18 protein-coding genes are annotated in these 22,629 nt (G+C 49.2%); 17 read left to right on the top strand and 1 reads right to left on the bottom strand.

Annotated features, from left to right (window positions below; translation table 11 throughout):
* The first annotated feature begins 137 nt into the window (after nt 1-137).
* The 15 genes from EIZ48_RS09075 (at nt 138) to EIZ48_RS09010 (ending at nt 18,322) form a co-directional block, all read left to right on the top strand.
* The gene (locus EIZ48_RS09075; RefSeq protein WP_160650288.1) at nt 138-1,445 is read left to right on the top strand and encodes a DUF945 family protein; all 1,308 of its coding nucleotides are present in this window, start codon (nt 138-140) and stop codon (nt 1,443-1,445) included.
* 236 nt (nt 1,446-1,681) lie between these two features.
* Nucleotides 1,682-2,104: a CBS domain-containing protein gene (locus EIZ48_RS09070; RefSeq protein WP_160650286.1), complete on the top strand. Its 423-nt coding sequence runs from the start codon at nt 1,682-1,684 to the stop codon at nt 2,102-2,104.
* A 420-nt stretch (nt 2,105-2,524) separates the two neighbouring features.
* The gene (locus tag EIZ48_RS09065; protein ID WP_160650346.1) at nt 2,525-3,946 is read left to right on the top strand and encodes an MATE family efflux transporter; all 1,422 of its coding nucleotides are present in this window, start codon (nt 2,525-2,527) and stop codon (nt 3,944-3,946) included.
* A 290-nt stretch (nt 3,947-4,236) separates the two neighbouring features.
* A complete protein-coding gene (locus EIZ48_RS09060) occupies nt 4,237-5,652 on the top strand; it encodes an SLC13 family permease (protein WP_160650284.1) in 1,416 nt (471 codons plus the stop codon).
* Nucleotides 5,653-5,708: 56 nt separating this feature from the next.
* Nucleotides 5,709-7,034, top strand: a complete 1,326-nt coding sequence (locus EIZ48_RS09055; RefSeq protein ID WP_160650282.1) for an ATP-binding protein — start codon at nt 5,709-5,711, stop codon at nt 7,032-7,034.
* A 9-nt stretch (nt 7,035-7,043) separates the two neighbouring features.
* Nucleotides 7,044-7,517 carry a response regulator gene (locus EIZ48_RS09050; RefSeq protein WP_075765287.1) on the top strand — a complete coding sequence of 158 codons (474 nt, stop codon included), beginning with the start codon at nt 7,044-7,046 and terminating at the stop codon, nt 7,515-7,517.
* 485 nt (nt 7,518-8,002) lie between these two features.
* The gene (locus tag EIZ48_RS29060) at nt 8,003-8,179 is read left to right on the top strand and encodes a hypothetical protein (RefSeq protein WP_192928502.1); all 177 of its coding nucleotides are present in this window, start codon (nt 8,003-8,005) and stop codon (nt 8,177-8,179) included.
* A gap of 321 nt (nt 8,180-8,500) precedes the next feature.
* On the top strand, nt 8,501-11,041 hold the full coding sequence (locus EIZ48_RS09045; protein WP_160650281.1) for a zinc/cadmium/mercury/lead-transporting ATPase: 2,541 nt from the start codon (nt 8,501-8,503) through the stop codon (nt 11,039-11,041).
* A gap of 300 nt (nt 11,042-11,341) precedes the next feature.
* On the top strand, nt 11,342-12,109 hold the full coding sequence (gene udp, locus EIZ48_RS09040) for a uridine phosphorylase (protein ID WP_075765277.1): 768 nt from the start codon (nt 11,342-11,344) through the stop codon (nt 12,107-12,109).
* 411 nt (nt 12,110-12,520) lie between these two features.
* Nucleotides 12,521-13,198, top strand: coding sequence for a TetR/AcrR family transcriptional regulator (locus tag EIZ48_RS09035; protein ID WP_160650279.1), 678 nt, complete (start codon nt 12,521-12,523; stop codon nt 13,196-13,198).
* Nucleotides 13,199-13,253: 55 nt separating this feature from the next.
* Complete coding sequence (locus EIZ48_RS09030) at nt 13,254-14,006, top strand: outer membrane lipoprotein-sorting protein (RefSeq protein WP_160650277.1); 753 nt, start codon at nt 13,254-13,256, stop codon at nt 14,004-14,006.
* Nucleotides 14,007-14,024: 18 nt separating this feature from the next.
* Nucleotides 14,025-15,254 (top strand): ABC transporter permease, encoded by a 1,230-nt coding sequence (locus tag EIZ48_RS09025; RefSeq protein ID WP_160650275.1) that lies wholly within the window; start codon nt 14,025-14,027, stop codon nt 15,252-15,254.
* Nucleotides 15,244-16,461: an ABC transporter permease gene (locus EIZ48_RS09020; RefSeq protein ID WP_160650273.1), complete on the top strand. Its 1,218-nt coding sequence runs from the start codon at nt 15,244-15,246 to the stop codon at nt 16,459-16,461. The genes EIZ48_RS09025 and EIZ48_RS09020 overlap by 11 nt, the downstream gene beginning before the upstream one ends.
* A gap of 2 nt (nt 16,462-16,463) precedes the next feature.
* Nucleotides 16,464-17,147 carry an ABC transporter ATP-binding protein gene (locus tag EIZ48_RS09015; RefSeq protein ID WP_160650271.1) on the top strand — a complete coding sequence of 228 codons (684 nt, stop codon included), beginning with the start codon at nt 16,464-16,466 and terminating at the stop codon, nt 17,145-17,147.
* A gap of 41 nt (nt 17,148-17,188) precedes the next feature.
* Nucleotides 17,189-18,322, top strand: a complete 1,134-nt coding sequence (locus EIZ48_RS09010) for a hypothetical protein (protein ID WP_160650344.1) — start codon at nt 17,189-17,191, stop codon at nt 18,320-18,322.
* A gap of 93 nt (nt 18,323-18,415) precedes the next feature.
* Here the strand turns inward: EIZ48_RS09010 and EIZ48_RS09005 are convergent, their stop codons facing one another.
* Complete coding sequence (locus EIZ48_RS09005; protein ID WP_160650270.1) at nt 18,416-19,582, bottom strand: Card1-like endonuclease domain-containing protein; 1,167 nt, start codon at nt 19,580-19,582, stop codon at nt 18,416-18,418.
* A 365-nt stretch (nt 19,583-19,947) separates the two neighbouring features.
* On the opposite strand from EIZ48_RS09005, the gene treR reads away from it, so the two are divergent.
* Complete coding sequence (gene treR / locus EIZ48_RS09000) at nt 19,948-20,892, top strand: trehalose operon repressor TreR (protein ID WP_160650268.1); 945 nt, start codon at nt 19,948-19,950, stop codon at nt 20,890-20,892.
* Between the two features lie 220 nt (nt 20,893-21,112).
* Nucleotides 21,113-22,543, top strand: a complete 1,431-nt coding sequence (gene treB / locus EIZ48_RS08995) for a PTS trehalose transporter subunit IIBC (RefSeq protein WP_160650266.1) — start codon at nt 21,113-21,115, stop codon at nt 22,541-22,543.
* The last annotated feature ends 86 nt before the right edge of the window (nt 22,544-22,629 follow it).

Below are 22,629 nucleotides of genomic sequence, written 5' to 3'. Positions count from 1 at the left end.
AAGTGTACAAGATGCGACCGCAATAGACTGAGATGCTGCTTACAAACCTTTAGTATTAGTCGTTGACTATGATGCAACGATTATTCAGATTTGCTGTGGTAGACTTAACGTTTCATCTTCAGAGACTGGGACACAAAATGTTGAGAAAAATTGGTGCTGTTGGCGGTGCTGTAGCTATTGTATTGTGCTGGCCATTTGCAACCGGGCAGATTGGTGAGCGTATCTATTTAGATACCGTAGGTAAGTATGAAAACCCCTACCTGACCATCAGCAGTGAAAGCTACGATCGTGGCTATTTGAATTCAGATGCAGTGTCCCGCATTGAAATCAAAGATGACTGGAAGCCGGTGTTTGACGAGGAAGGCCTGCCAGCTGTCTGGTATGTACAGCACAAGGTCAGCCATGGCTTTATGGGCGTTACCTCAACCAGTGAACTGGTGCTTGATGAAGAGCTACGGCCAATTGCCGACAAATTGTGGGGCGAAGGGGTTTCACCGATCAGCTTTACTACCAAAACGGCATTGACGCGCAAAACAGACTTCAACATTACGATGAAACCGGTGAATTTCGATAATGGAGAAGGGGCAAAAGCCGATATAAAGGCGTTCGTGCTGGAGGGGACGGTTGATGCAAAAGGGGCGGGCGAATTCCGCTACCAACTGCCCGATGCGACAATCACCACGACGGCGCAAGAAGCTATGGTCATGACAGGGCTTGAAGGTGGCGGAAAAGGCCGACTTGATGGCCAGTTTTGGATAGGCAGCCAGGATTTTGCGCTCAAGCATGTCAGCTTTAAAGATCTGGTTAACAACAAAACTGTCGAAATCGACAATGTAGCGCTTGGGATGAACAATGTGCTGGCTCAGGTTGAACAGGCTTCAGAGCAGGGCGAGCAGCAACTGACCAATACCAACAGGATGACGATTGAAAAAATCGTGTCGCTAGATGGTCAGGAATACCGCAACTTTAACTTTAAGCTGGCATTTTCTGATTTAAATTATCCGGCGATCAGTCGGCTGGGCAATATGGCCGATGAAATTGACGAGCAGATGTCTGAACAGCAAGCCAAAGAAGCCGCGCTTGCACTGGATCTGCTGGTGGCCAAAGGGTTGAAATTTACCATTGAAGACCTAAGTCTGGTAACTCCCAAAGGGGATGTGAAGAGTCATCTGAATCTGGTTATTGCGCCGGGAATTGCTCGCGCCTCTGAAAACATGGCGAAGATTTCAGAGAAGTTGACAGGTGATATTAGCCTGCTCCTGCCGATTCAGTTGGTTGACGAGGATCCGATCCTGTTTGAAAAGGCATCGATGATGGAGCAAAGCGGTATCGTCGAGAAAGGGGCTGATTACTACTCGCTCCAAATGCAGATTGAAGGGGATAAGATCATTCTTGCCTCCGGTGATCAATTGCCACTGGCAATGTTGCTGATGCTGTTTATGTAATCCTGATTGCTCATAAATAGAGTTATGCATTTGCATAGTTAAAGAACCCGCTTTTAAAGGCGGGTTTTTTGTTGCGCCGAATTAGTTGCTTTGTTTGATAGAATAAATCTATTGATAAAATTACTTATTTCTATTTAGTAATTTCAGATAAATGAACGACACTTAATTTAACGCAACAGGTAGAAGAATATGAACTTCCTGTTTTTCTTGCATTAATAATTCATTTAGGGGGATGCATGGAGTCGTTAAAAGTCAAAGATTACATGAATGCGCGCCCGGTAACGTTTGATCCCGATATGTCATTGTCTCAGGCTCTCGATAAGTTACTGACAGCCAAACAAATCGGTGGCCCGGTAATCAATGAGACCAAAAAGGTCGTCGGCTTTCTATCTGAACAGGATATGATTCATAAGTTGTTGAAAGTTGGTTATTATTGCCAAGATACCCATACCGTTGGTGAGTGTATGCGCCAAGATGTACTGACCGTGTCGCCTGAAGATTCTATTATTGAATTGGCTGAAGTTATGACAGGTCAGAAACCTAAAATATATCCCGTTATCGACCCCGAGACAAAACGGTTGATGGGGGTTATTACCCGCCGCGATGTACTGACGGCCATCAGTAACCAGATTGTTGACTGTTTCAAGCATCCGGTATAAAACGTATTGATATATACCCAAACTACCTCAAGATGCAGGATTCAGAGTGAGGCCAGCGTGTTCAGTTCAAGGAAAATACCGGTAGGAATGGTAGCCCCTTTCAACGTTATTTGACATAGAAATGGGCGCGCTGACTCACTCCCAAAGGGCGAGTTTACTTGGCTTCTATGCGTTGTTACCGATTATTAATTTAGAGCCACTAGATTTTCTAATCGGTGCCTAGCCTACAAGCCAAGTAATTCTCGCTGAAACGAGCATCTTGAGGTAGTTTGGGTATAGTTTCCAAAAGGCGCTTAATGCGCCTTTTCTTTTTGTTTGTAAACCAAAAAAATAAAGAAGAAGGGAGCGGTAGTGGCCAAATCACCCCAGGATAAGCATTCCAGTGAGAATGTTCATGCCAAGTTTGTCACTGGCTTGCCGATGAAGCACATCGTTGTCATGTCGGGAACCGGCGCAATCGGACTGATGGCACTCTTTCTTGTCGATTTGCTGGATATGTTTTTTATCAGCTTGCTGGGCGAGATTGAACTGGCGGCTGCCATTGGATTTGCCGGTACCCTGGTGTTTTTCTCAACCTCGGCCTCGATAGGAACATCTATCGCCATGGGGGCTCTGGTATCTCGTGCGCTGGGGGCGGGAGATAAGAACAAGGCGCGATGCATGACAGTCAATGTCATGATTTTTGCCTTTATTATCAGTTGCATTCTGGTATCTCTGATGATGTGGCAACTGCCCCAGCTACTGGCAATGATAGGTGCCAAGGGGCGAGTCGCCGAAGCGGCGACAGAGTACCTGACGATCCTGCTTCCCAGTGCGCCGATGATTGCCATATCGATGTCGGCAGGGGCTGCACTACGCGGCGTCGGGGATGCGCGGCGCTCAATGGTTGCGACACTGATTGGCGGTGGAGTCAATGCGATTCTCGATCCGCTATTTATCTTCGGCTTATCGATGGGCGTGCAAGGTGCTGCCATTGCCTCTGTCTTTGCCCGGCTGGCGGTCTTGCTATTCTCGTTGCATGCAGTGATCGTGCGTCATGATTTGGTTGCCAGGCCAGAATTTAAATCATTTGTCATGTCGTTGCTGCCAGTTTCTGCTATTGCTTTCCCGGCAATTCTGACCAATACGGCCACGCCGATCGGAAACGCGATTGTGACCAGTAATGTTGCGCAGTTTGGTGAGAGCTTTGTTGCAGGGTATGCCGTGATTGGGCGTATCATGCCTGTCAGCTTTGCATTGATCTTCTCGTTATCTGGCGCGATAGGGCCGATTATTGGTCAGAACTTTGGGGCTGAGCGCTGGGATCGGATCATCCGCTCATTGCGCGATGCGATGTTGTTTGTGTCAGCTTACTGCATCTTGGTATCTGTCGTTTTATGGTCGGCACAGGACAGCTTGATTGCCCTGTTTAGCCTCCAGGGGGATGCTGCCGAGTTGCTGTCTATTTTCTGCTCGTATGTTGCTGTCACATTTATCTTCAATGGTGCCTTGTTTGTTGCTAATGCTGCTTTTAATAACCTCAATCGCCCGACCTGGTCGACAGCGCTGAATATGGGGAAGGCGACGATTGGAACCATTCCTTTCGTTATGCTTGGTGGGTATATAGGTGGTGCAGGTGGCGTATTAATTGGCCAGGCCCTGGGTTCTGTGGTGTTTGGCGTGTTGGGTGTGATACTGGTTATGAAGCAGGTCAGTATCATGGCATGCGAGCATGAGCAAAAACAGGTTGAACTGGAAGTGTTGGAACCTCAGATACCGCTAACACCATTTTGTTCTTCCCGGACTTACATGGGGCAGGAAGATGCACTGGACGAGCAGTTGGTGACCGACATAAAATCGTAAATTCGCTACATTTAGGCTCATGATTTCTGTTGTGGGCCGACCCCTCATAAACGTTAAAATTATTTACATTTCACTTGTTTATTGATCTGATTCGAAGAAATCCCTTAGCGTTACTAGCACAATGCTTACCACCAAAGAGTTATGTGTTTGTCGGCCCCAAATCACCTTTTGCCGGCAGATCCTTATGCCTGTTGTTGTTTCTTCCGAATAACTAGAATCCTCGGAATATCCTAAAGGATGGATGTGGGCATGAGATGCAGATTTTATTGTTTTAAGGGAATATCCACATCATGCGCCAATATATCAGGTACATTGTGCCTATCCTGATCCCGCTTCTGATTTTAATCCTGCCAGCCTCGGCATTTCCGGTTGAAGGTCTGACCGTTATCCAACAGCGTGTTATCGCCATTTTTTTGCTGGCAGCTTTGTGCTGGGTACTCGAGCCGATCCCGATTTACGCCACTTCGGTGGTGATCATCGTACTGGAGCTACTGCTCCTGTCGAACAAGGGACTTTATCTGTTCCGTGGCGGAGAAGGGCAGTCTCATTTTGGTGAGCTGCTGAACTACAGCGATATCATGGCCACCTTTGCCAGCCCGATTATTATGCTGTTTCTGGGGGGGTTCTTTCTTGCCATGGCTGCAACCAAGTACCGACTGGATGTCAACTTAGCGCGGGTGCTGCTGAAACCGTTTGGTACCCAGCCTAAGTACGTGATGTTTGGCTTGATGCTGATCACCGCTATTTTCTCTATGTTCATGTCAAATACCGCCACCACGGCTATGATGCTGTCGATTCTGGCGCCGGTGATCGCGCTGTTTGGTGCCAAGGATCCGGGCAAGATTGCGTTTGCACTTTGTATTCCGGTTGCGGCCAATATCGGTGGTATCGGTACCCCAATCGGTACGCCGCCGAATGCGATTGCCCTTAAGTACCTGACGGGCGAAAACCTGATCACCTTTGGTGAATGGATGTTCTTTGGTGTCCCTTTTGTTGCGGTATTACTGGTGTTTGCCTGGGGGCTTATCAATACGCTCTATCCGGCCAAACAGGAGAAAATTGAGCTCACCATCAAAGGGAAGTTCCTGAAAACGCCAAAAGCGATAACTGTCTATATTACTTTCGCCCTGACAATTATTCTGTGGCTGATGGGATCTGCCCACGGTATGAACTCCTATACCGTGGCCCTTATTCCTGTCGCCGTGTTCTCGCTGACCGGCATCATCAACAAAGAAGATCTGAAGAAAATTTCCTGGGATGTGCTATGGCTGGTTTCAGGCGGTATTGCCCTGGGTCTGGCGCTGGATCAGACAGGCCTGGCTCGCCTGATGGTTCATAGCATTCCGTTCGATAGCTACTCGCCATACATTGTATTGGCTGGCTCGGCATTACTGTGCCTGCTGATGGCCAACTTTATGTCTCATACTGCGACGGCTAACTTGTTGATGCCTATTATGGCGGCATTGGGTACCTCTATGACGTCGCTGGTACCGCTGGGCGGCGAGATCACTTTGATTCTCGTGGTGACCTTTGCGGCATCGCTCGGTATGTCCTTACCTATCAGTACGCCGCCCAACGCACTGGCGCATGCCACTGGTCATGTGCAGAGCAATCAGATGGCCCGGGTTGGTGTGATTATTGGTGTTGTGGGTGTGTTACTGAGTTTCGTGATGATTTGGGCACTGCACCTCATCGATCACATTTAACTGGAGCTTGGGCCGCCCGAACAACAGGGCGGGCCCTGTTTTACCCCGGAGAGCAGATGCATCAACCGAAAGCCCTACAGCGTATTATTGATACCTATTTTCGCGAACCGTCTCGCTCGGTGAGCGTCAAGGCTGGTACTCAGGTACTTAAGCAGGACGGTTATAACGATAAATTGTACTGGGTGAAGAAAGGCGAGCTTAGTGGCTACCTGAACAAAGAAAACAGTGAACTGACAGCACGAGTGTTTCGGGTTGAACAAGGTATGTTCTTTGGAGTGCATAGCTTTTTCTCCCGGACATTTGTGGCTTCGACCACGGTTATCGCCGAGACAGATAGTGAACTTGCCTGGATTGACCTTAATACCGAGGCCAAGGAATCGGAAATCTACGGCTCTTTCAGTGAGCAGTTCATGCCAGTGATGGTTCATGAGTTGGCACAGCGCCAGATGATCACTGGGATACAGGCGCTGGAGAAAGAGAAGGCGCTACAGAAGCTCTACGCGGCAGAGCAGATGACGACACTAGGCCAGTTGGCAGCAGGGATTGCCCATGAGCTCAACAATGCGGTTGGGGTTCTGAGCAGTAAGACGGAGGGGCTACAGAGTGCTATTTGCCAGTTTTTAGCCGAAAGCAAACCCGAAGTCAGCCCGTTTATCGACCTCGGAATCTGTGCCGGTCAGTCGTCAACTTCAGCAGAGGCCAGGAAAAGAGCCAAGGAGCTGCAAGAGAAGTATGGCCTTGAGCGTGATCAGGCCCGCCAGTTAGCGCGGGCACAGCCTAAGGGCGACATCCCGGATTTCTGGTTGGAAAACTTGGATGAGGCATTGCAGTATTGGGATATGGGGCGTGATCTGCATGATATGCGGTTGGCGTCAAAACATGCGGCCAGTATTGTCCGTTCCGTGAAACAGCTCGGCGGCACCGATCATGCCCGTCAGCCTGATATTGACATTAACGATACGATCCATAAATCGTTGTCGCTGCTGCAAAGCAACTTGCGGCGGGTCAATGTCGTATTGCGTCCGGCAGTACTGCCGACAATTACCGCCAGTACCACTGAGTTGGTACAGGTATGGGTGAATATCATCAAAAATGCCTGTGATGCGATGGAAGATACGCAGGAGCCACAGATTGAGATTATCACCCGACATTCAAAAAACCGGTTGCTCATTACCATCAGTAACAATGGCCCGATGATCGATGAGGCAACACGGAGGAAAGTTTTTCAGCCAAATTTCACCACCAAAAAAGGAGGTCTGCAATTTGGCTTGGGGCTGGGTCTATCTATCGTGTTACGTATTGTGCATAGCTATGGCGGCACAATTGCACTGAAGAGCGATCCGGAGAAAACCAAATTTCGAATTAAATTGCCAATCGCCTAAGGGATGGTTATGGAAAAACTAAATATCATTTGTGTAGATGATCAACGAGAAGTACTGAGTGCGGTACTCAAAGATCTGGCGCCGCTGAATGACTTTTTTCATGTGGAAGACTGTGAGTCGGCCGATGAAGCGTTGGAGCTGATGGATGAGTTGGACGCAGAAGGTGAGTTTATTGCCTTGGTGATCTCGGATCATGTGATGCCGGGGAAAACCGGCGTGGAGCTGCTGACTGATATTTCTCAGGATCCGCGTTTTACCCAGACTAAGAAAGTACTGCTGACAGGCCAGGCGACCCATCAGGACACAATCGCTGCAATTAACCGTGCTCGGATAGAAAGCTACTTTGAAAAGCCTTGGAAAGCCGATGCGTTATTGACGACGGCACGAAGCTTGATCACTGAATATGTGTTTGATATGGGATTGGATTATCAGCCATGGACCGATATTCTTGATAACGGCGTGGTATTCCGTCGCCTTCGCTAATTCCGGCTTTCAAGCAGAATAATTGTTTATACACAAGCTACCTCAAGATGCTCGTTTCAGCGAGAATTACTTGGCTTGTAGGCTAGGCACCGATTAGAAAATCTAGTGGCTCTAAATTAATAATCGGTAACAACGCATAGAAGCCAAGTAAACTCGCCCTTTGGGAGTGAGCCAGCGAACCCATTTCTGTGTCAAATAACGTTGAAAGGGAGAAGCCATTCCTACCGTCATTTTCCTTGAACTGAGCTCGCTGGTCTCACTCTGAATCCTGCATCTTGAGGTAGCTTGGGTATAGCAGAATGCAAGAAGGACACGTTCTTGCATTCGCTTTTTACTTGCTGCGTTCCTCTGATCACATTTCAAAGCCCCGCCTCGCATGAGAACCTGCTTAAGATCAAGTTAAGAATAATTGGTATGTTTCCGTAGGAATCCATTTCGGCTCATCAACTACTATTAAAATAAGTGGATGACGAGAGGCAGATATCATGGTTGATTTCATTGAAAACATGCGCCGCAAAGGCAAGGCCGAAGAGGATCTGTATTTCGCTGAGCTGGACCGCAAGCTGATTGAAGCCTTGCATGAAAAACAGGCCAGGCAGCTTAAACCGGAGGAAGAGCTAATCGGTAGACAAGAGCAGGCAAACGGCACACCCCAAAAATAGTCAGGAAACAGTGACAGCTTTCTTCCTGTGTTTAGTCGTGGCCGTAATAATGTTTGAAATATTATCGAATATTACTCAAGCTAATTTACTGAATTGAGCCGGTGGGGACTACCACAGAACTCGATTCTTTTTCGCAAAATCTCGCCTCTCTTTAGTATCTAAATCATCAATTGAGAAGCTTAGCGGCTTTTCTCTTAGCTTTCGTTCAGTTCAAGCGCTTCATTAGCACTTTCAAGTCGTAAGTTTTGTCTTGACCTTAGACTCGACTCCAAGGTTTATAGTTATTGTATTGAATCTATAAAGCATACCGAGGAGAGAAACATGTGTGCTCAATGCAATAACAAGAAACCACATATCCATACTGCGAAACCGACGGCAGTCAGTGCCGGCTCTGTGCAGGTAGAGAGTGGTGCAATACAAGATTGTTGCAGTTCATCTGTCGCGGCGAGCTGCTGTGACTCATCCAGCTCTGACAGCAATAGTGAGCCAGGTGCAGATGAGGAACCCGCTGCCGGTAGATCTTCAGTTCGTGCCATTCATGCCTCTGCCGACAACCTTGTGAAACCGGCTTTATCTATCTCATCAGCGTCTCTGGCTGCGCCTTCCACAATGCCAGAGCTATCGGTAAGCCATTCTCCTGTAAATCATGAGCATCATCATGAACAAGAGTCGAATAGCTGCTCTGGTAGCAGTTGTTGTAGTGTCACGACGTCAGCAGAAGAAGAACAGGCACTTGAAGCAGAATTAATTCAGTCGACCCATTCGAACACATTAAGCTGGAAAGTCCAAAATATGGACTGTCCAAGCTGTGCCAGTAAGCTTGAAAAAGCGATATCTGGGATTGACGGTATTGAAACTACCAAAGTTATGTTTGCGACCCAAAAGCTTGTCGTTAGCTGTCAGTCAGACGGCTTGGCTGGCACCATCGAAGCCAAAGCAAAAGAAACGGGTTTTCCGCTGATCTCGACCCGTAGCAAAGACAGTGAAGCAGAAAGTAAAAGTTTTCTGCAGCAGAATCTACCCATCATCGCAATTGCGGTGATGATGCTGATATCTTTCATCATCAATAAAAGCTCAGAAACCTATGGGCTTATCGCCTTTACGCTCACCACCTTGCTAGGCTTAGTCCCTATTGTCAAAAAAGCCATCGTCCTTGGCAAAGGTGGCTCGCCGTTTTCCATCGAGACCCTGATGAGTGTTGCTGCCATTGGTGCTCTTTATCTTGGCGAGACTGCGGAAGCTGCGATGGTCTTGCTTCTTTTTCTAGTTGGTGAGCAACTGGAAGGATATGCTTCAGCCCGTGCCAGAAGCGGGGTTAAAGCCCTGATGGATCTGGTACCGGAAAAAGCAACAGTGGTACGCACGGATGGCACCAAGGAAAAAGTAGCTGCCGAAGATCTGAAAAAAAGCGATGTGATTGAGGTGGCTCCCGGTGGCCGTTTGCCGGCTGATGCCGAGGTTGTCGATATTACAGCCAGTTTTGATGAAAGTGCATTAACGGGCGAGTCTGTGCCTGTCGAACGACAGCCTGGCGAACAGGTGATGGCGGGCTCTCTGGTAACAGATAAAGTCGTGCGCTTGAAGATCACATCTGAGCAGGGCGACAACGCTATCGATCGTATCTTGCACCTGATTGAAGATGCCGAGTCGCGTAAAGCGCCGCTAGAGCGCTTTATAGATCGTTTCAGCCGCTGGTATACACCGGCCATGATTGTGCTTGCCGCGTTGGTGATTGTGATACCGCCGCTGCTATTTGCTCAACCATGGAATGAGTGGCTATACAAGGGACTGACTTTGTTACTGATTGCCTGCCCATGTGCCTTGGTTATCTCGATACCGGCAGCGATTACTTCTGGCTTGGCAGCGGCAGCCCGTCGTGGTGCCCTGATTAAAGGTGGAGCGGCGCTGGAGCAGCTGGGGCATATCGAGACCGTTGCCTTCGATAAGACGGGAACACTGACTCAGGGTAAGCCGGTGATGACGGATATTGTCAGCTGGGACGGTGATGAAGACAGGTTGCTGCGTCAGTCTGCGGCTGTCGAAGCCGGCTCTTTGCACCCGCTTGCTCAGGCGGTTGTTAATGCTGCGAAACAGCGTGGACTGATGGTTGTCGAGGCCAGTGAGCGTGAGGCCCTGCCGGGACGCGGGATCCAGGGAAATGTTGATGGCGATACCTTGCTGCTGGCTGCTGCTGACAGGCTGCCTGAGTCGGTTACCCTTAATTCGACCCAGCAGGTTGAGGCCGAGCAGTTGGAAGGAGAAGGCAAAACCTTGGTGGTTGCGGTTCGGAACGGAACGCCGGTTGGCCTGATCGCCTGGCGCGATAACCTAAGGGATGACACCCACACAGCTATCAAAGACTTAAAAGCGATGGGGATCCATACCGTTATGCTGACGGGGGATAACCCCCGAGCCGCTGCCGCCATTGCCGCTGAGATTGACATCGACTACCGTGCAGGTTTGCTACCTGCCGACAAAGTCAATGAAGTGCAGCTTGCCAACCAGAGTGCGAAAGTCGCGATGGTAGGGGATGGCATTAACGATGCGCCAGCAATGAAAACGGCATCCATTGGTATTGCGATGGGAGGCGGTACCGATGTGGCGCTTGAAACGGCAGATGCGGCCTTGACCCATAACCGGGTATCGGAGCTTCCGGTGATGATTGCTCTGTCACGGGCGACACTTGCCAATATCCACCAAAATATCGTGATAGCACTTGGGCTAAAGGGAGTATTCCTTGTCACCACTTTACTCGGTATGACAGGCCTTTGGGTCGCAGTTTTGGCCGACAGCGGTGCAACAGCGCTTGTCACACTGAATGCCCTCAGACTGCTTCGCTTTAAAGTGAAGGGCGAATTGTAGGTGCACCAGACCGATTAACTGCCTTAAGAGCACCACCTAGGTGGTGCTTTTTTTTTGTGATGGAAAGCATAGGTAAACGATTTTATGTGATCTGGGTCACCTTGTTGTGAAAGATGAAATTGAGCCTATTTCAATCATTGTGACTCCTGTCACTAAAATATGTCATTCTATCGGCTATCGTTAACATGTGTTTTGAGAATGCTCTGATTAGAGTATTGTCAAAACACAATTTTTTTTGATAAAGAGCCGCGGACCTCAACTTCCCTATCACGCGGTAACAGTATAAGAAAGGATATGATTATGTCTGACAACGCAGTTTTCCATCTAGGTGTTAACAAAGAAGATCTTAACGGTGCAGAACTAGCAATTATTCCAGGCGATCCAGCACGTGTTGAAAAAATTGCTAACCTAATGGATAACCCTGAGTTCCTGGCAAGTGCACGTGAGTACACAGTTTACCGCGCTAAGCTTGACGGCAAGTCTGTTGTTGTTTGTTCAACAGGTATCGGTGGCCCATCGACTTCTATCGCAGTAGAAGAGCTGGCTCAGCTAGGTGTTCGTACCTTCCTGCGTGTAGGTACAACTGGTGCAATCCAGCCGCACATCAATGTTGGTGACATGATCGTATCAACTGGTTCAGTTCGTCTGGACGGTGCAAGCCTTCACTTCGCTCCAATGGAGTTCCCAGCGGTAGCAGACTTTGACGTAGCAACTGCAATGAAAGCAGCATGTGATGCAGACGGCGCAACAGTACATACAGGTGTAACAGCATCTTCAGATACGTTCTACCCAGGTCAGGAGCGTTACGACACATTCTCAGGCCGTGTTGTACGCCGTTTCCAGGGCTCAATGGATGAGTGGCAGCAAATGGGTGTTCTGAACTTCGAAATGGAGTCAGCAACACTGCTAACAATGTGTGCAAGCTCAGGTCTACGTGCTGGTTGTGTAGCTGGTGTTATCATCAACCGTACTCAGAAAGAAATCCCAGATCACGCGACGTTGAAAGAAACAGAAGCGCGTTCTATCAAAGTGGTAGTTGAAGCCGCTCGTCGCATGCTGGCCGAGTAATAGCTATCACTGGCTATTTAATACGATAGCTGTGTTGGAAGTGCTCATTGATAGTTATCAACTGCGCGCTTCCGCCTTGCTCTCGAATTAAATTCCAGCGAGTTTGTTTACCACTAAACACATTAAACCGATGCTCAAGCGTCGGTTTTTTTATGCCTCCAACTCTTGTCTTCGCATTGAAAGTGTCACCATCATTTTGGCTAACAGAGTACTTCTCTAATTCAGAAGGCTGCTATCTCTCGTATTGCTGTTTTTCTTTGCCACCTGGCATTTGAGCTCACAGTTCAACTATAAACCGGTCAAATAACAACGATGTTTCTTGCATAACTAAAACCACCTGCATATATTTTATACACATACCGACGGTCGGTCGGTTGTAAATATCATTGAGAATGTGTTGAGAAGAGCCTTATGGCAAGAGTGGTAAAAGCGGCAGACGAGAGGCGCAGCGAATTTATTGCTGCGGCGCAAAGCTTGTTTTATAGCAAGGGGTATGAGAGTACGTCAGTGAATGATCTGATTAACGCTGTCGGTGTATCAAAAGGTGCTTTCTATCATTACTTTGATTCCAAGCAGGCGGTGCTGGAGGCCTTGGTTGATGACATGCAACTGCAGTATCAAGCTTTGGTAGGCGATCTTGTAACGTCACCGGATCTCGATGCGATCAGTAAGTGGAATCAGCTGCTGGAAATGACCAACCAGTGGAAGATTGAACAAAAAGACGGGCTGCTCAGCTTTGCCAGGATCATCAACATGGATGAGAACCTGACCCTCAAACATAAGTTGATGGCGGGAAGCGCGAAGCTATTGGTTGCCGACTATGCCGTAATTATCCAGCAAGGTATAGATGAAGGTGTATTCGATACCCAGTCACCAGAAGATGTGGCCGAGCTGGTGGTTTCACTCTTGTATGCCTTTTCTGAAGCGGTAACTGATTTGCTGTTGCATCAAGAGCAGTATGAGCAGCCACTGCAGAAGGCAATCAGTAAAGTTGAGGCAGCCCAGCAATCTGTTGAGCGTATTCTCGGTGCGCCGGTGGATTCATTAAAGCTCATCGATCAGGCGACATTGGCAGCCTGGTTTAAATAAACGCGCCTGTTTAAGCAGTAAGGCGAGTTACAGACAATTTGCTAAGGAATAAGTGATGCGTGTTGTTCCCTGTTTTATCGCAATGATGGTTAGCCTGTTTTCATCAGCCTTGTTAGCCGAGACGGCAACAGAAATCGTCAGAAAATCTGATCTGCAAATGCGGGGTGATTCAAGCTATACCGAAGCGACCATGAAGATCATTCGCCCGACCTGGACCCGCACCATGAGTATGAAAACCTGGAGCAAGGGCATGGATCTGTCGCTGGTGCTGGTAACAGCACCTGCCAAAGACAAAGGCAGTGCCTCGCTCAAGCGCCATCGGGAAATGTGGAACTGGATCCCTAGCATCGAGCGAGTTGTCAAAATTGCACCATCAATGCTGAGTCAGTCCTGGATGGGATCGGATTTTACCAATGATGATTTAATCAACCAGTCTTCCATTGTGGTGGACTACCGGCACCAGATGGTCGGCAAGGAAGTGTTTGATGGCGACCAGACCTGGGTTATCGATGCTATTGCCAAGCCGAATGCGCCCGTGGTGTGGAACAAGGTGCGATTGTGGATCTCGCAATCTACCTACTTGCAGCGCAAGGTTGAGTTCTTCGATGAGTTCGATGAGCTGGTCAATACCATGAAAACCTATGATGTGAAAATGCTCGGAGGGCGCCAGCTAGCATCCAGGATGGAAATGCTGCCAGCCGATAAACCGGGAAATAAAACTCAAATTATTACTCATCAGGCGCAATTTAACTTTGTCGTCAAAGACAGCTTCTTCTCGCTAAGTCAGATGAAAGCGCTGCGCGACTAACGCAAACCAGGAGGCGGTATGTTAGTGAAGTTAGCGTGGCGTAATCTATGGCGGCAGAAGCGACGAACGGTGCTGACGGCATCGGCACTGGCATTGGCGCTCGCTTTGTCGTTGTTTATGCGCTGCCTGCAAGAGGGAAGCTATGCCAATAACATTGAAAATGCTGCCCGTTTCTATACCGGATTGATCCAGATCCAGCACCCGGAATTTTCAGACAGCCAGAGCATTGATGATTTGTTGCCAGCCAATGGCCAGTTCATTGCAGCGGCAAAGAACCACCCGAATATCGAACGTATTTTGCCGAGAATAGAGTCTTTTGCCTTGGCGGCTGCCGGTGATAAGTCCAAAGGTGTCATGGTGATGGGGGTACTCCCCGAGCTTGAAGATGATTATTCGAATATTGCCGGAAAGCTCAGCGAAGGGGCGTTTCTGTCGACCGATGATAAGCAGGTGCTGATAGGCGAAGGACTGGCCCGTTTTCTGGAATTACAGGTAGGCGATGAGATCATTCTCTATGGACAGGGATACCGGGGTCAGACTGCAGCTGGCTTGTATCCGGTCAAGGGGATACTGGATTTTCCGATGCCGCAGCTTGATAACCAACTGGTGTATATGCCGTTGGCTCTCGCCAAGACGTTATATAGCACTGAGCAGCAGATCACTGCATGGGTACTGCATACTCGTTACTTGTCGGAACTGCCTCAGACCGTTGCCGAACTAGCGGAAGACTATGCCGGACAGGCCAATGTGCGGGACTGGCAAGATTTATCCCCCGAAATGGCCCAGCAAATCCTGATGGATAAGGCGGGTGGCATTATCATGATGTATCTACTTTATGGGGTGGTGGGTTTTGGTTTGTTTGCCACCTTGTTGATGATGACGCTTGAGCGTCAGCGAGAGTTTGGTGTCATGTTGGCGACCGGATTGCTGCGAAAGCGGCTGATTGCACTCATTGGCATTGAATCCTTATTTATTGCTTTGCTGGGTGTGGTGATCGGTTTGGTGATCGCAGCGCCGTTTTTGATCTGGTTTTACTATAACCCGATAGTACTTACAGGCGAGACGGCAGAGATGATCCTGGAAATGGGCTGGGATCCTGTGCTGCCGGTGTTGCTGGAGCCCTGGTTGTTCGTCAATCAGATCACCATAGTATTGGGCCTGTTGCTGCTCTGTATGCTCTATCCGATGTGGCGTGTCTATCGGTTGGATTTGGTCAGTGCGCTAAAAGGAGGTGGACATGCTGGTTAAATTGGCCTGGCGCAACCTTTGGCGCAATAAATTACGTACCGGCATCATGCTCAGCGCCATGGTTTTCGGCCTGATGGGGGTAGTGAGTATGATGGGGTTCATGACCGGCATGTATGGCAGCATGATAGATAATGCCATCGCCTGGCAGACCAGCCATATCCAGATTCACAATAGCCGCTATCTTACTAATCCGGATATCAACTCAATTATTACAGACTCTCGCCAGCTTATCGCAAAGATTGAACAGTTGCCGCAGGTCAAAGCCTTGTCTGCCCGGTTTGTGGCTGACGGTATGGTCGCCTCGGCACGCAGCGCCCGAGGAGTCAGGATCAATGGTATCGATGTGGCGTCTGAAACCTTGGTAACGCCATTGGCAGCCAATATTCGCCAAGGAGAGTGGTTGTCGTCTGAAGGTCGCAATCCTGTATTGGTATCAATCAAAACTGCCGAGCGACTGCGTCTGCGTATTGGTTCCAAGGTCGTGCTGACATTTACCAATGCCAGCGGTGATGTAACCGGTGCGGCTTTTCGTGTTCGCGGGATATTTAAAACCCCCTCGTCGGGATTCGATGAAGGCAATGTCTTTGTCAGGCGTAGTGATTTAACCGCATTGGCTGGTATCGAGGGCAGCCATGAAATTGCGGTATTGCTGGATGATGAGCAGGCGGCATTTGCGCTGCGAGATGAATTGCAGAAGCAAACATCAGCGCAAAATACCGTTCGTGACTGGAAGCAGGTACAGCCGATGCTGGCATCGATCATTAATCAGATGGGGACCAGCAATGCAATCATGTTGGGCATCTTCGTTCTCGCCCTGAGTTTCGGCATCATTAACATCATGCTGATGTCAGTATTTGAGCGTACCCGGGAATTTGGGGTGCTGATGGCGGTCGGAATGCAAAAGCACAATATCTTTTTGTTGATCATGCTGGAAACGACCTGGCTGGGTATTAGCGGAGCCCTGTTGGGAATAGCAGGCAGTCTCGGATTAATGCAGTTGCTGCAGCATACCGGTGTGCCGCTCGGAAAGGTGGCCGAAGGCCTTGGTGCGTTCGGAGTCGATACCACGTTGTATCCACAAGTCTCGCTGGCGGATTACCAGATGATTTTCATTACTGTCGTCGCGGCGAGCCTGTTAGCCGCTCTTTATCCGGCGCGGCAGATTCTAAAACAGCGTCCTGTTGATGCAATGGCGGAGAAACATTGATCATGACGATTCAGACTAACCAGCTTTGTAAGACCTATAACCCTGATTCGGACTTTCCGGTACAGGCCGTAAAGAGCCTGGATTTGTCCATCGAGCAGGGAGAATTTGTTGCTGTGATGGGGCCGTCGGGCTCAGGCAAGACGACCTTGCTTAACATGTTGGGTGGCATCGATAACCCGACCTCGGGCGAGGTACGGATAGACGACTGTGACATCTGCAAGCTGAAAGAGAAAGAGCTGATTGCCTTTCGACGGGATCATATTGGTTTTATTTTTCAGGACTACAGTCTGTTGCCGGTCCTGACTGCATTGGAAAATGTCGAGTTCGTGATGCAGTTGCAGGGACACAGTGAAAAAGCGTGCCGTCAGCGAGCGGAAGAGCTACTGGAGCAGGTTGGCCTTGCTGAGCAGCAACACAAGATACCTGCCAAGTTGTCCGGTGGCCAGCAACAACGTGTAGCCGTGGCAAGGGCATTAGCCCCACGGCCACGCTTTGTGATGGCCGATGAACCGACAGCAAATCTCGATGCGCAGAGTACTGCTGAGCTGCTTGATATTATGCAGCAGCTAAACGAGAAAGAAGGCACGACGTTTATATTCTCGACCCATGATCCTCGGGTGATCAAACGGGCACGCCGGGTGATTGTTTTTGAAGACGGGGAGCTTAAAGAGGATCGACGCCAGTGAAGAGTCTTTGCATACTTGCTAGCGTCGCCAGTATCTCGGTGATGGCACAAGTGCCGGGAGGGATACCGGGACTGGAACCGGAGCAGGACTGGGGCTTAAACGGTTATGTTAAATACATGGCCACGGCGGTATTGCCCGACGACCAAAGTAACGGACTCGATCATCTCATTCACCAGCGGTTTAACTTTGAATACCGTTTTAACCCGGATGTGCGTTTTAATGTCGGGATGCGTAATCGCCTGCTGTTCGGTGATAGTGCAGAAATACCGGGATTCGGTCAGCTGGTGGGTTTGGATCCGGGTTATATGGACTTGACGACGAATTGGATCGACAAGAGCGGCGTGGTCGGTACTACGCAGTTTGATCGACTTTATCTCACCTGGCAGCATCAGGACTGGCAACTGCAAACCGGTCGTTTTCGGATTAACTGGGGAATGGCAACGCTGTGGAATCCCAACGATATTTTTAACTCATATTCGATTTATGATTTTGATTACGAAGAGCGTTCCGGCAGCGATGCGGTGATGGTTAGTCACAAGCTGGGGTTCGCCAGCTCGGTTGATCTGGTTTACAGCCCGAGCCGGGACAGTGAGTTGCACAGTTATGCCGGACGTTATTTTTTCAATCGGCAGGGATGGGATATGCAGCTGCTGGTGGGTAAATCGGGGTTGGACTATGTGGTTGGGGCAGGTTTTGCCGGAGACATCAAAGGGGCTGGGTTTCGCGGTGAAGTTGGTTGGTTCGATCCGGTTCGAGATGAATGGCGGGGGGAAAACCTGACATCCACTTCTGTTGCCAGTATCGAGGTCGATTACAGCTTTGGCGGGAAACATAATTGGATGACGCGCGCAGCGCTTTTACATATTTCTGATCCGCAGGAGCCGCGAAATGCCTTGGCGTTTCTCAACTTACCGCTCACGGCCCGAACTCTGAGCTTTACCAAGCTCAGCGGGTATGCTGATGCCAGTTTTGATATTTCGCCGCTGAGCAGGCTGACTTTCTCGGGGACCTACTACGATGACGGCTCGTTTTTCGTCGGCGCAAGCAATACCTACTCATTGGCCGATGACTGGCAGATGCTGACTGTGATCCAGCGTTTTGACGGCAGCAGTGATAGCCTGTTCGGGCAAACAGCGAACACCCAATTGTTCTGGCAGGTTAGGTGGAGTTTTTAGTCGCTTGAGGGTAAGTAGCTTGAATTAAATTTACGAAGGGGGAAGAGTAACGGGTCACTAAGTACCCGTTACTCATGTTCTAAGGGTTGTTGCTTAGGCCACGTTATGACTTTGACCACCAGCATCTCTGAGCCAGTTGTGCAGGTGGGTTTGCAGATCACCAAGCTGATCCGGACCGATAATTGCCAGCCCCAGATCCTGGGCGCGTACCAGGTCATGGTGGCGCAGCGGACGGAAGCTGACCAGCATCGCACGCGCCTGCAGGCCGCCAAGCAGGTCACGCAGAGATTCCAGCTTGTAGAGCGTGTCATCGCCGTCGTCGCGCATCCCTTTGGTCTTACACTCGATGATATGAAGCTTGTTATTGACCACGGTAGCCACATCCAGCTCATTTCGGACTTCGCGTTCGCCAATCTTACGGTATACCTGCACACCCAGAGAGTGGTCCTGAATGGTCGGCAACTCGTTCTGGATAGCACGTACGGTGCTGTGAACCAGATTCTCCAGCCACTCACCATTGGCAAAGCGGCGTGCTTCCTCGTGTTTGAACGTCAGGATGCCATTGTTGTAGGTGGCAAGCCCCGTATCTTCCAGATCGGAGAGCAGCATCCCAAGCTCTTTGTAGCCTTGCTGTTTTTCGCTTAGCGCGACATCGAGTTTCTGTTCTTTACGGCAGGTGGTCGCAAGGTAGTTAAGGGTGGCAAGCCCTGGTCCAAGTTCCAGCGCTGAGCTGGCCCAGCGTTGACCCAGTTCCCACAGTTGATCGTTCAGCGCCTCTGGAACCATGGTCTCAGGCAGTTCACAACGGGCACCAAAAATGGTCAGGTAATCGGTAAGCTGAATCCGGTCTTCGACCTGCTGTTGCTCGCGGTCATTTGGATATAGCCAGCACATCTCGTCACTGAAAGGTTCAATCACATAGATTGGCCAGTGGTAGGTACGAAATACTTCATAGGCCGATAACAGGCGGTGGCGAAGTCCGCAGCTGGCGTTAAACCAAATTTCAGACTGTTGCTGTTTTAGCTCGGCGGCTAGTTCGTTAAGGCGGCGGCGGATGCAGGTGATGTTGATGGAATCTGGGATGGTAAAGAATTCGGCTTGAATATTTCGAGGCGCAAGAATCGAAGCCAGTCGGTTATATTGTTCCTGCTGGTCCAGGGTGCCGATAAAAATCATCTTATCGGCGGGAATGCCGTGGTCGAGTAAAGGGGTTATCAGTCTTACGGGATCCTGATCGATAATGCCAACGTGAGTAATCATAATCATCCTTATGCTTTTACTCGTGTAGGCATATTAAAGAGTGGGGAGCAAAAGAACAGGCCAACACGACTTTTAGCAATTTATAGCTTTTAATGTTTAGTTCCATAATAGATATGGGGACGGAATATAAAGAATTCAAGTAAATACCATCACAGTGAGCAATTTATCCGATTTTGTTTTAGTGAATGTCCGCTTACTGTAAGTATTTGTCATTAATCACTACTTTGTCATTTTTTCGCGATTTGATAATTGGCAGGGAATATTTGCCGGTATCCGGAAGGATTTTGAGATAATGCTGCCGAAAATGATTGAAATCCTAAGTATGACGGTGACAATAGAGGGGATTGTATTAGCTTGTATTAATTATGACTCAGAAGCTCACTATTCTTGATATTGCCAAATTGGCTGGGGTCGGAAAATCAACCGTATCCCGTGTTCTCACCAATGATCCAAAGGTAAAACCGGAAACCCGTGAAAAGGTTGAGCAGGTGATCCGGGATTCTGGCTATGTACCGTCCAAGTCTGCACAGGCTATGCGGGGAGGCAGCGCCAAGGTGGTCGGGATCATTCTCTCGCGTCTGGACTCTCCGTCGGAAAATAAAGCGGTAAGCGGGATCCTGGAAGTGATCTATCAGGCTGGCTACGATGCCGTGATCATGGAAAGCCAGTTCAGTGCCGAGAAAACCAACGAGCATCTTGCTGTTTTGCAAAAGCGTAATGTCGACGGGGTGATAGTGTTTGGTTTCTCCGATTGCGATTTGTCGGCAATAGAGGCGCTCAAGCACAAAGCCGTCGTTATTGCTGTGGATACCGATAGGATCTCGTCGGTCGGCTACGACAATCATGGCATCATCGAGTTGGCCATGAACCACTTCATACAGCAGGGCAAGCAGCACATTAGCTACATGGGGGTCGACCCGAGCGATAAGACCACCGGCCTGATGCGCTTGAACGCCTATAAGGCCTGTTGTAAGGAGGCAGATATAGTCCCATGTTTCCAGACCGGACAGCTTAGCCATGAAAGTGCCTATCAACTGACCGATGATGTCATAGGGCCTGAGACCCAGGCGATAGTTTGTGCCAGTGACACCTTGGCCATGGGCGTTGCCAAGCGGCTTCAGGAACTGGGTCGCAGTGATATTCAAGTCTCCGGTGTTGGTGCCACCGATCTCCTCTCATTTATTTTTCCCAATACTTTCAGCATTGATCCGGGCTATTTTAAGGCCGGCTATGCATCGGCCAACTTATTGATCAAGCAGCTTTCCGGGCAGCAAACCATTACCCATTTAACCCAAGAGGCAAGCCTGTAGCCAGGATGAAAAGCTAAACGATCCCGCTTATCCTACAATCGTGTTATAGGTGGGGCGCGTTTAATAAGTAACCTGAATGTGTGAACTGATTCACGTTGTGGGAATGTTCCCATTTTCTTTTTGGGTTGGCTTTGCCATTATTATCTCGAGCGGTGGGAACATTCCCATTGCGGGATAACAATAACGACATTCCCTATCAAATATAAACATGGACATCGGCATGAGTAAGATTAATCGACAGCAAATCGAGCGTCTGGTGGAGTTAATCGGTGGCAGTGACAACATTGCTAGCGTTAGTCACTGTCTGACCCGACTGCGTTTTGTTCTTAGCGATACTGACAAGGCTAACGTCAAAGAAATTGAAGAAATCCCAATGGTGAAAGGGTGTTTCACCAATGCGGGTCAATTTCAGGTAGTGATCGGTACCGAAGTAGACGAGGTATATAAAGTTTTAACTGAGATGACGGGCAGTGCCGGCGCCAGCAAGGAAGAGGCAAAAGTGGCAGCCCGCCAGAATATGAGTTTGCTGGAGCGAGGAATTTCACACCTTGCCGAAATTTTTGTTCCGTTGCTGCCAGCAATTATCACCGGTGGTTTGATCCTCGGTTTCCGTAATGTCATCGGCGACATCCGGATGTTTGACGGTCAGACTCTGACCGAAATTAGCCAATTCTGGGCGACAGTGCACTCCTTCCTGTGGCTGATTGGCGAAGCGATTTTCTTCTTCCTGCCGGTTGGCGTGTGTTGGTCGACAGTGAAGAAACTGGGTGGTACACCGATTCTGGGTATCGTACTGGGTGTGACTCTGGTATCACCGCAGCTGATGAACGCCTATCTTATCGGACAGCAAGTACCCGAAAGTTGGGACTTTGGCCTGTTCGTCATTGAAAAGGTCGGCTATCAGGCTCAGGTGATCCCGGCAATGTTGGCAGGTATCGCATTAGCGTTTATTGAAACCAACCTCAAGCGGATTATTCCGGCGTACCTGTACCTGGTTATTGTACCGTTTGTCTCTATCATTGTGTCAGTGATCCTTGCTCACGCATTCATCGGTCCGTTCGGTCGTATGCTGGGTGATGCAGTTGGTTACGCGGCGAAAGTGGCAATGACAGGTGACTTTGCGATTCTGGGTGCCATGGTCTTTGGCTTCCTGTACGCACCGCTGGTAATCACCGGTGTTCACCACACAACCAATGCGATTGACCTTCAGCTAATGCAAGACATGGGCGGTACGCCAATCTGGCCTCTGATTGCACTGTCTAACATTGCTCAGGCATCGGCTGTTATGGGTATCATCTGGATTAGCAAAAAACACAACGAGCGTGAAATCTCTGTACCGGCTGCAATCTCTGCCTACCTGGGTGTTACTGAGCCTGCGATGTACGGTATTAACCTTAAGTACAAGTTCCCGATGCTTAGCGCCATGATTGGTTCTGCGATTGCCGCTGCAATCTGTGGTAGCGCCGGTGTAATGGCGAACGGTATCGGTGTGGGTGGTCTGCCGGGTATCTTGTCAATCCAGCCTCAGTACTGGATGGTATACCTAGTCGCCATGCTGGTTGCAGTTATTGTACCAATCGCTCTTACTCTGATTATGTACAAGCGTGCACAGGCGAAAGGCGAAATCGAACAATCTCCTCAAACTGCTTAATAAGTAGATAAACCTACAAAATACAGCGATAAAAACTGGCTGCCGGTATTCATCGGCAGCCACATCAAACTTCAATTCAACATTCA

Source organism: Photobacterium alginatilyticum (assembly GCF_009910675.1).
Lineage (GTDB): Bacteria > Pseudomonadota > Gammaproteobacteria > Enterobacterales > Vibrionaceae > Photobacterium > Photobacterium alginatilyticum.
The sequence above is the reverse complement of the archived record's forward strand: the minus strand, read 5'-3'. Positions and strand labels throughout refer to the sequence as shown.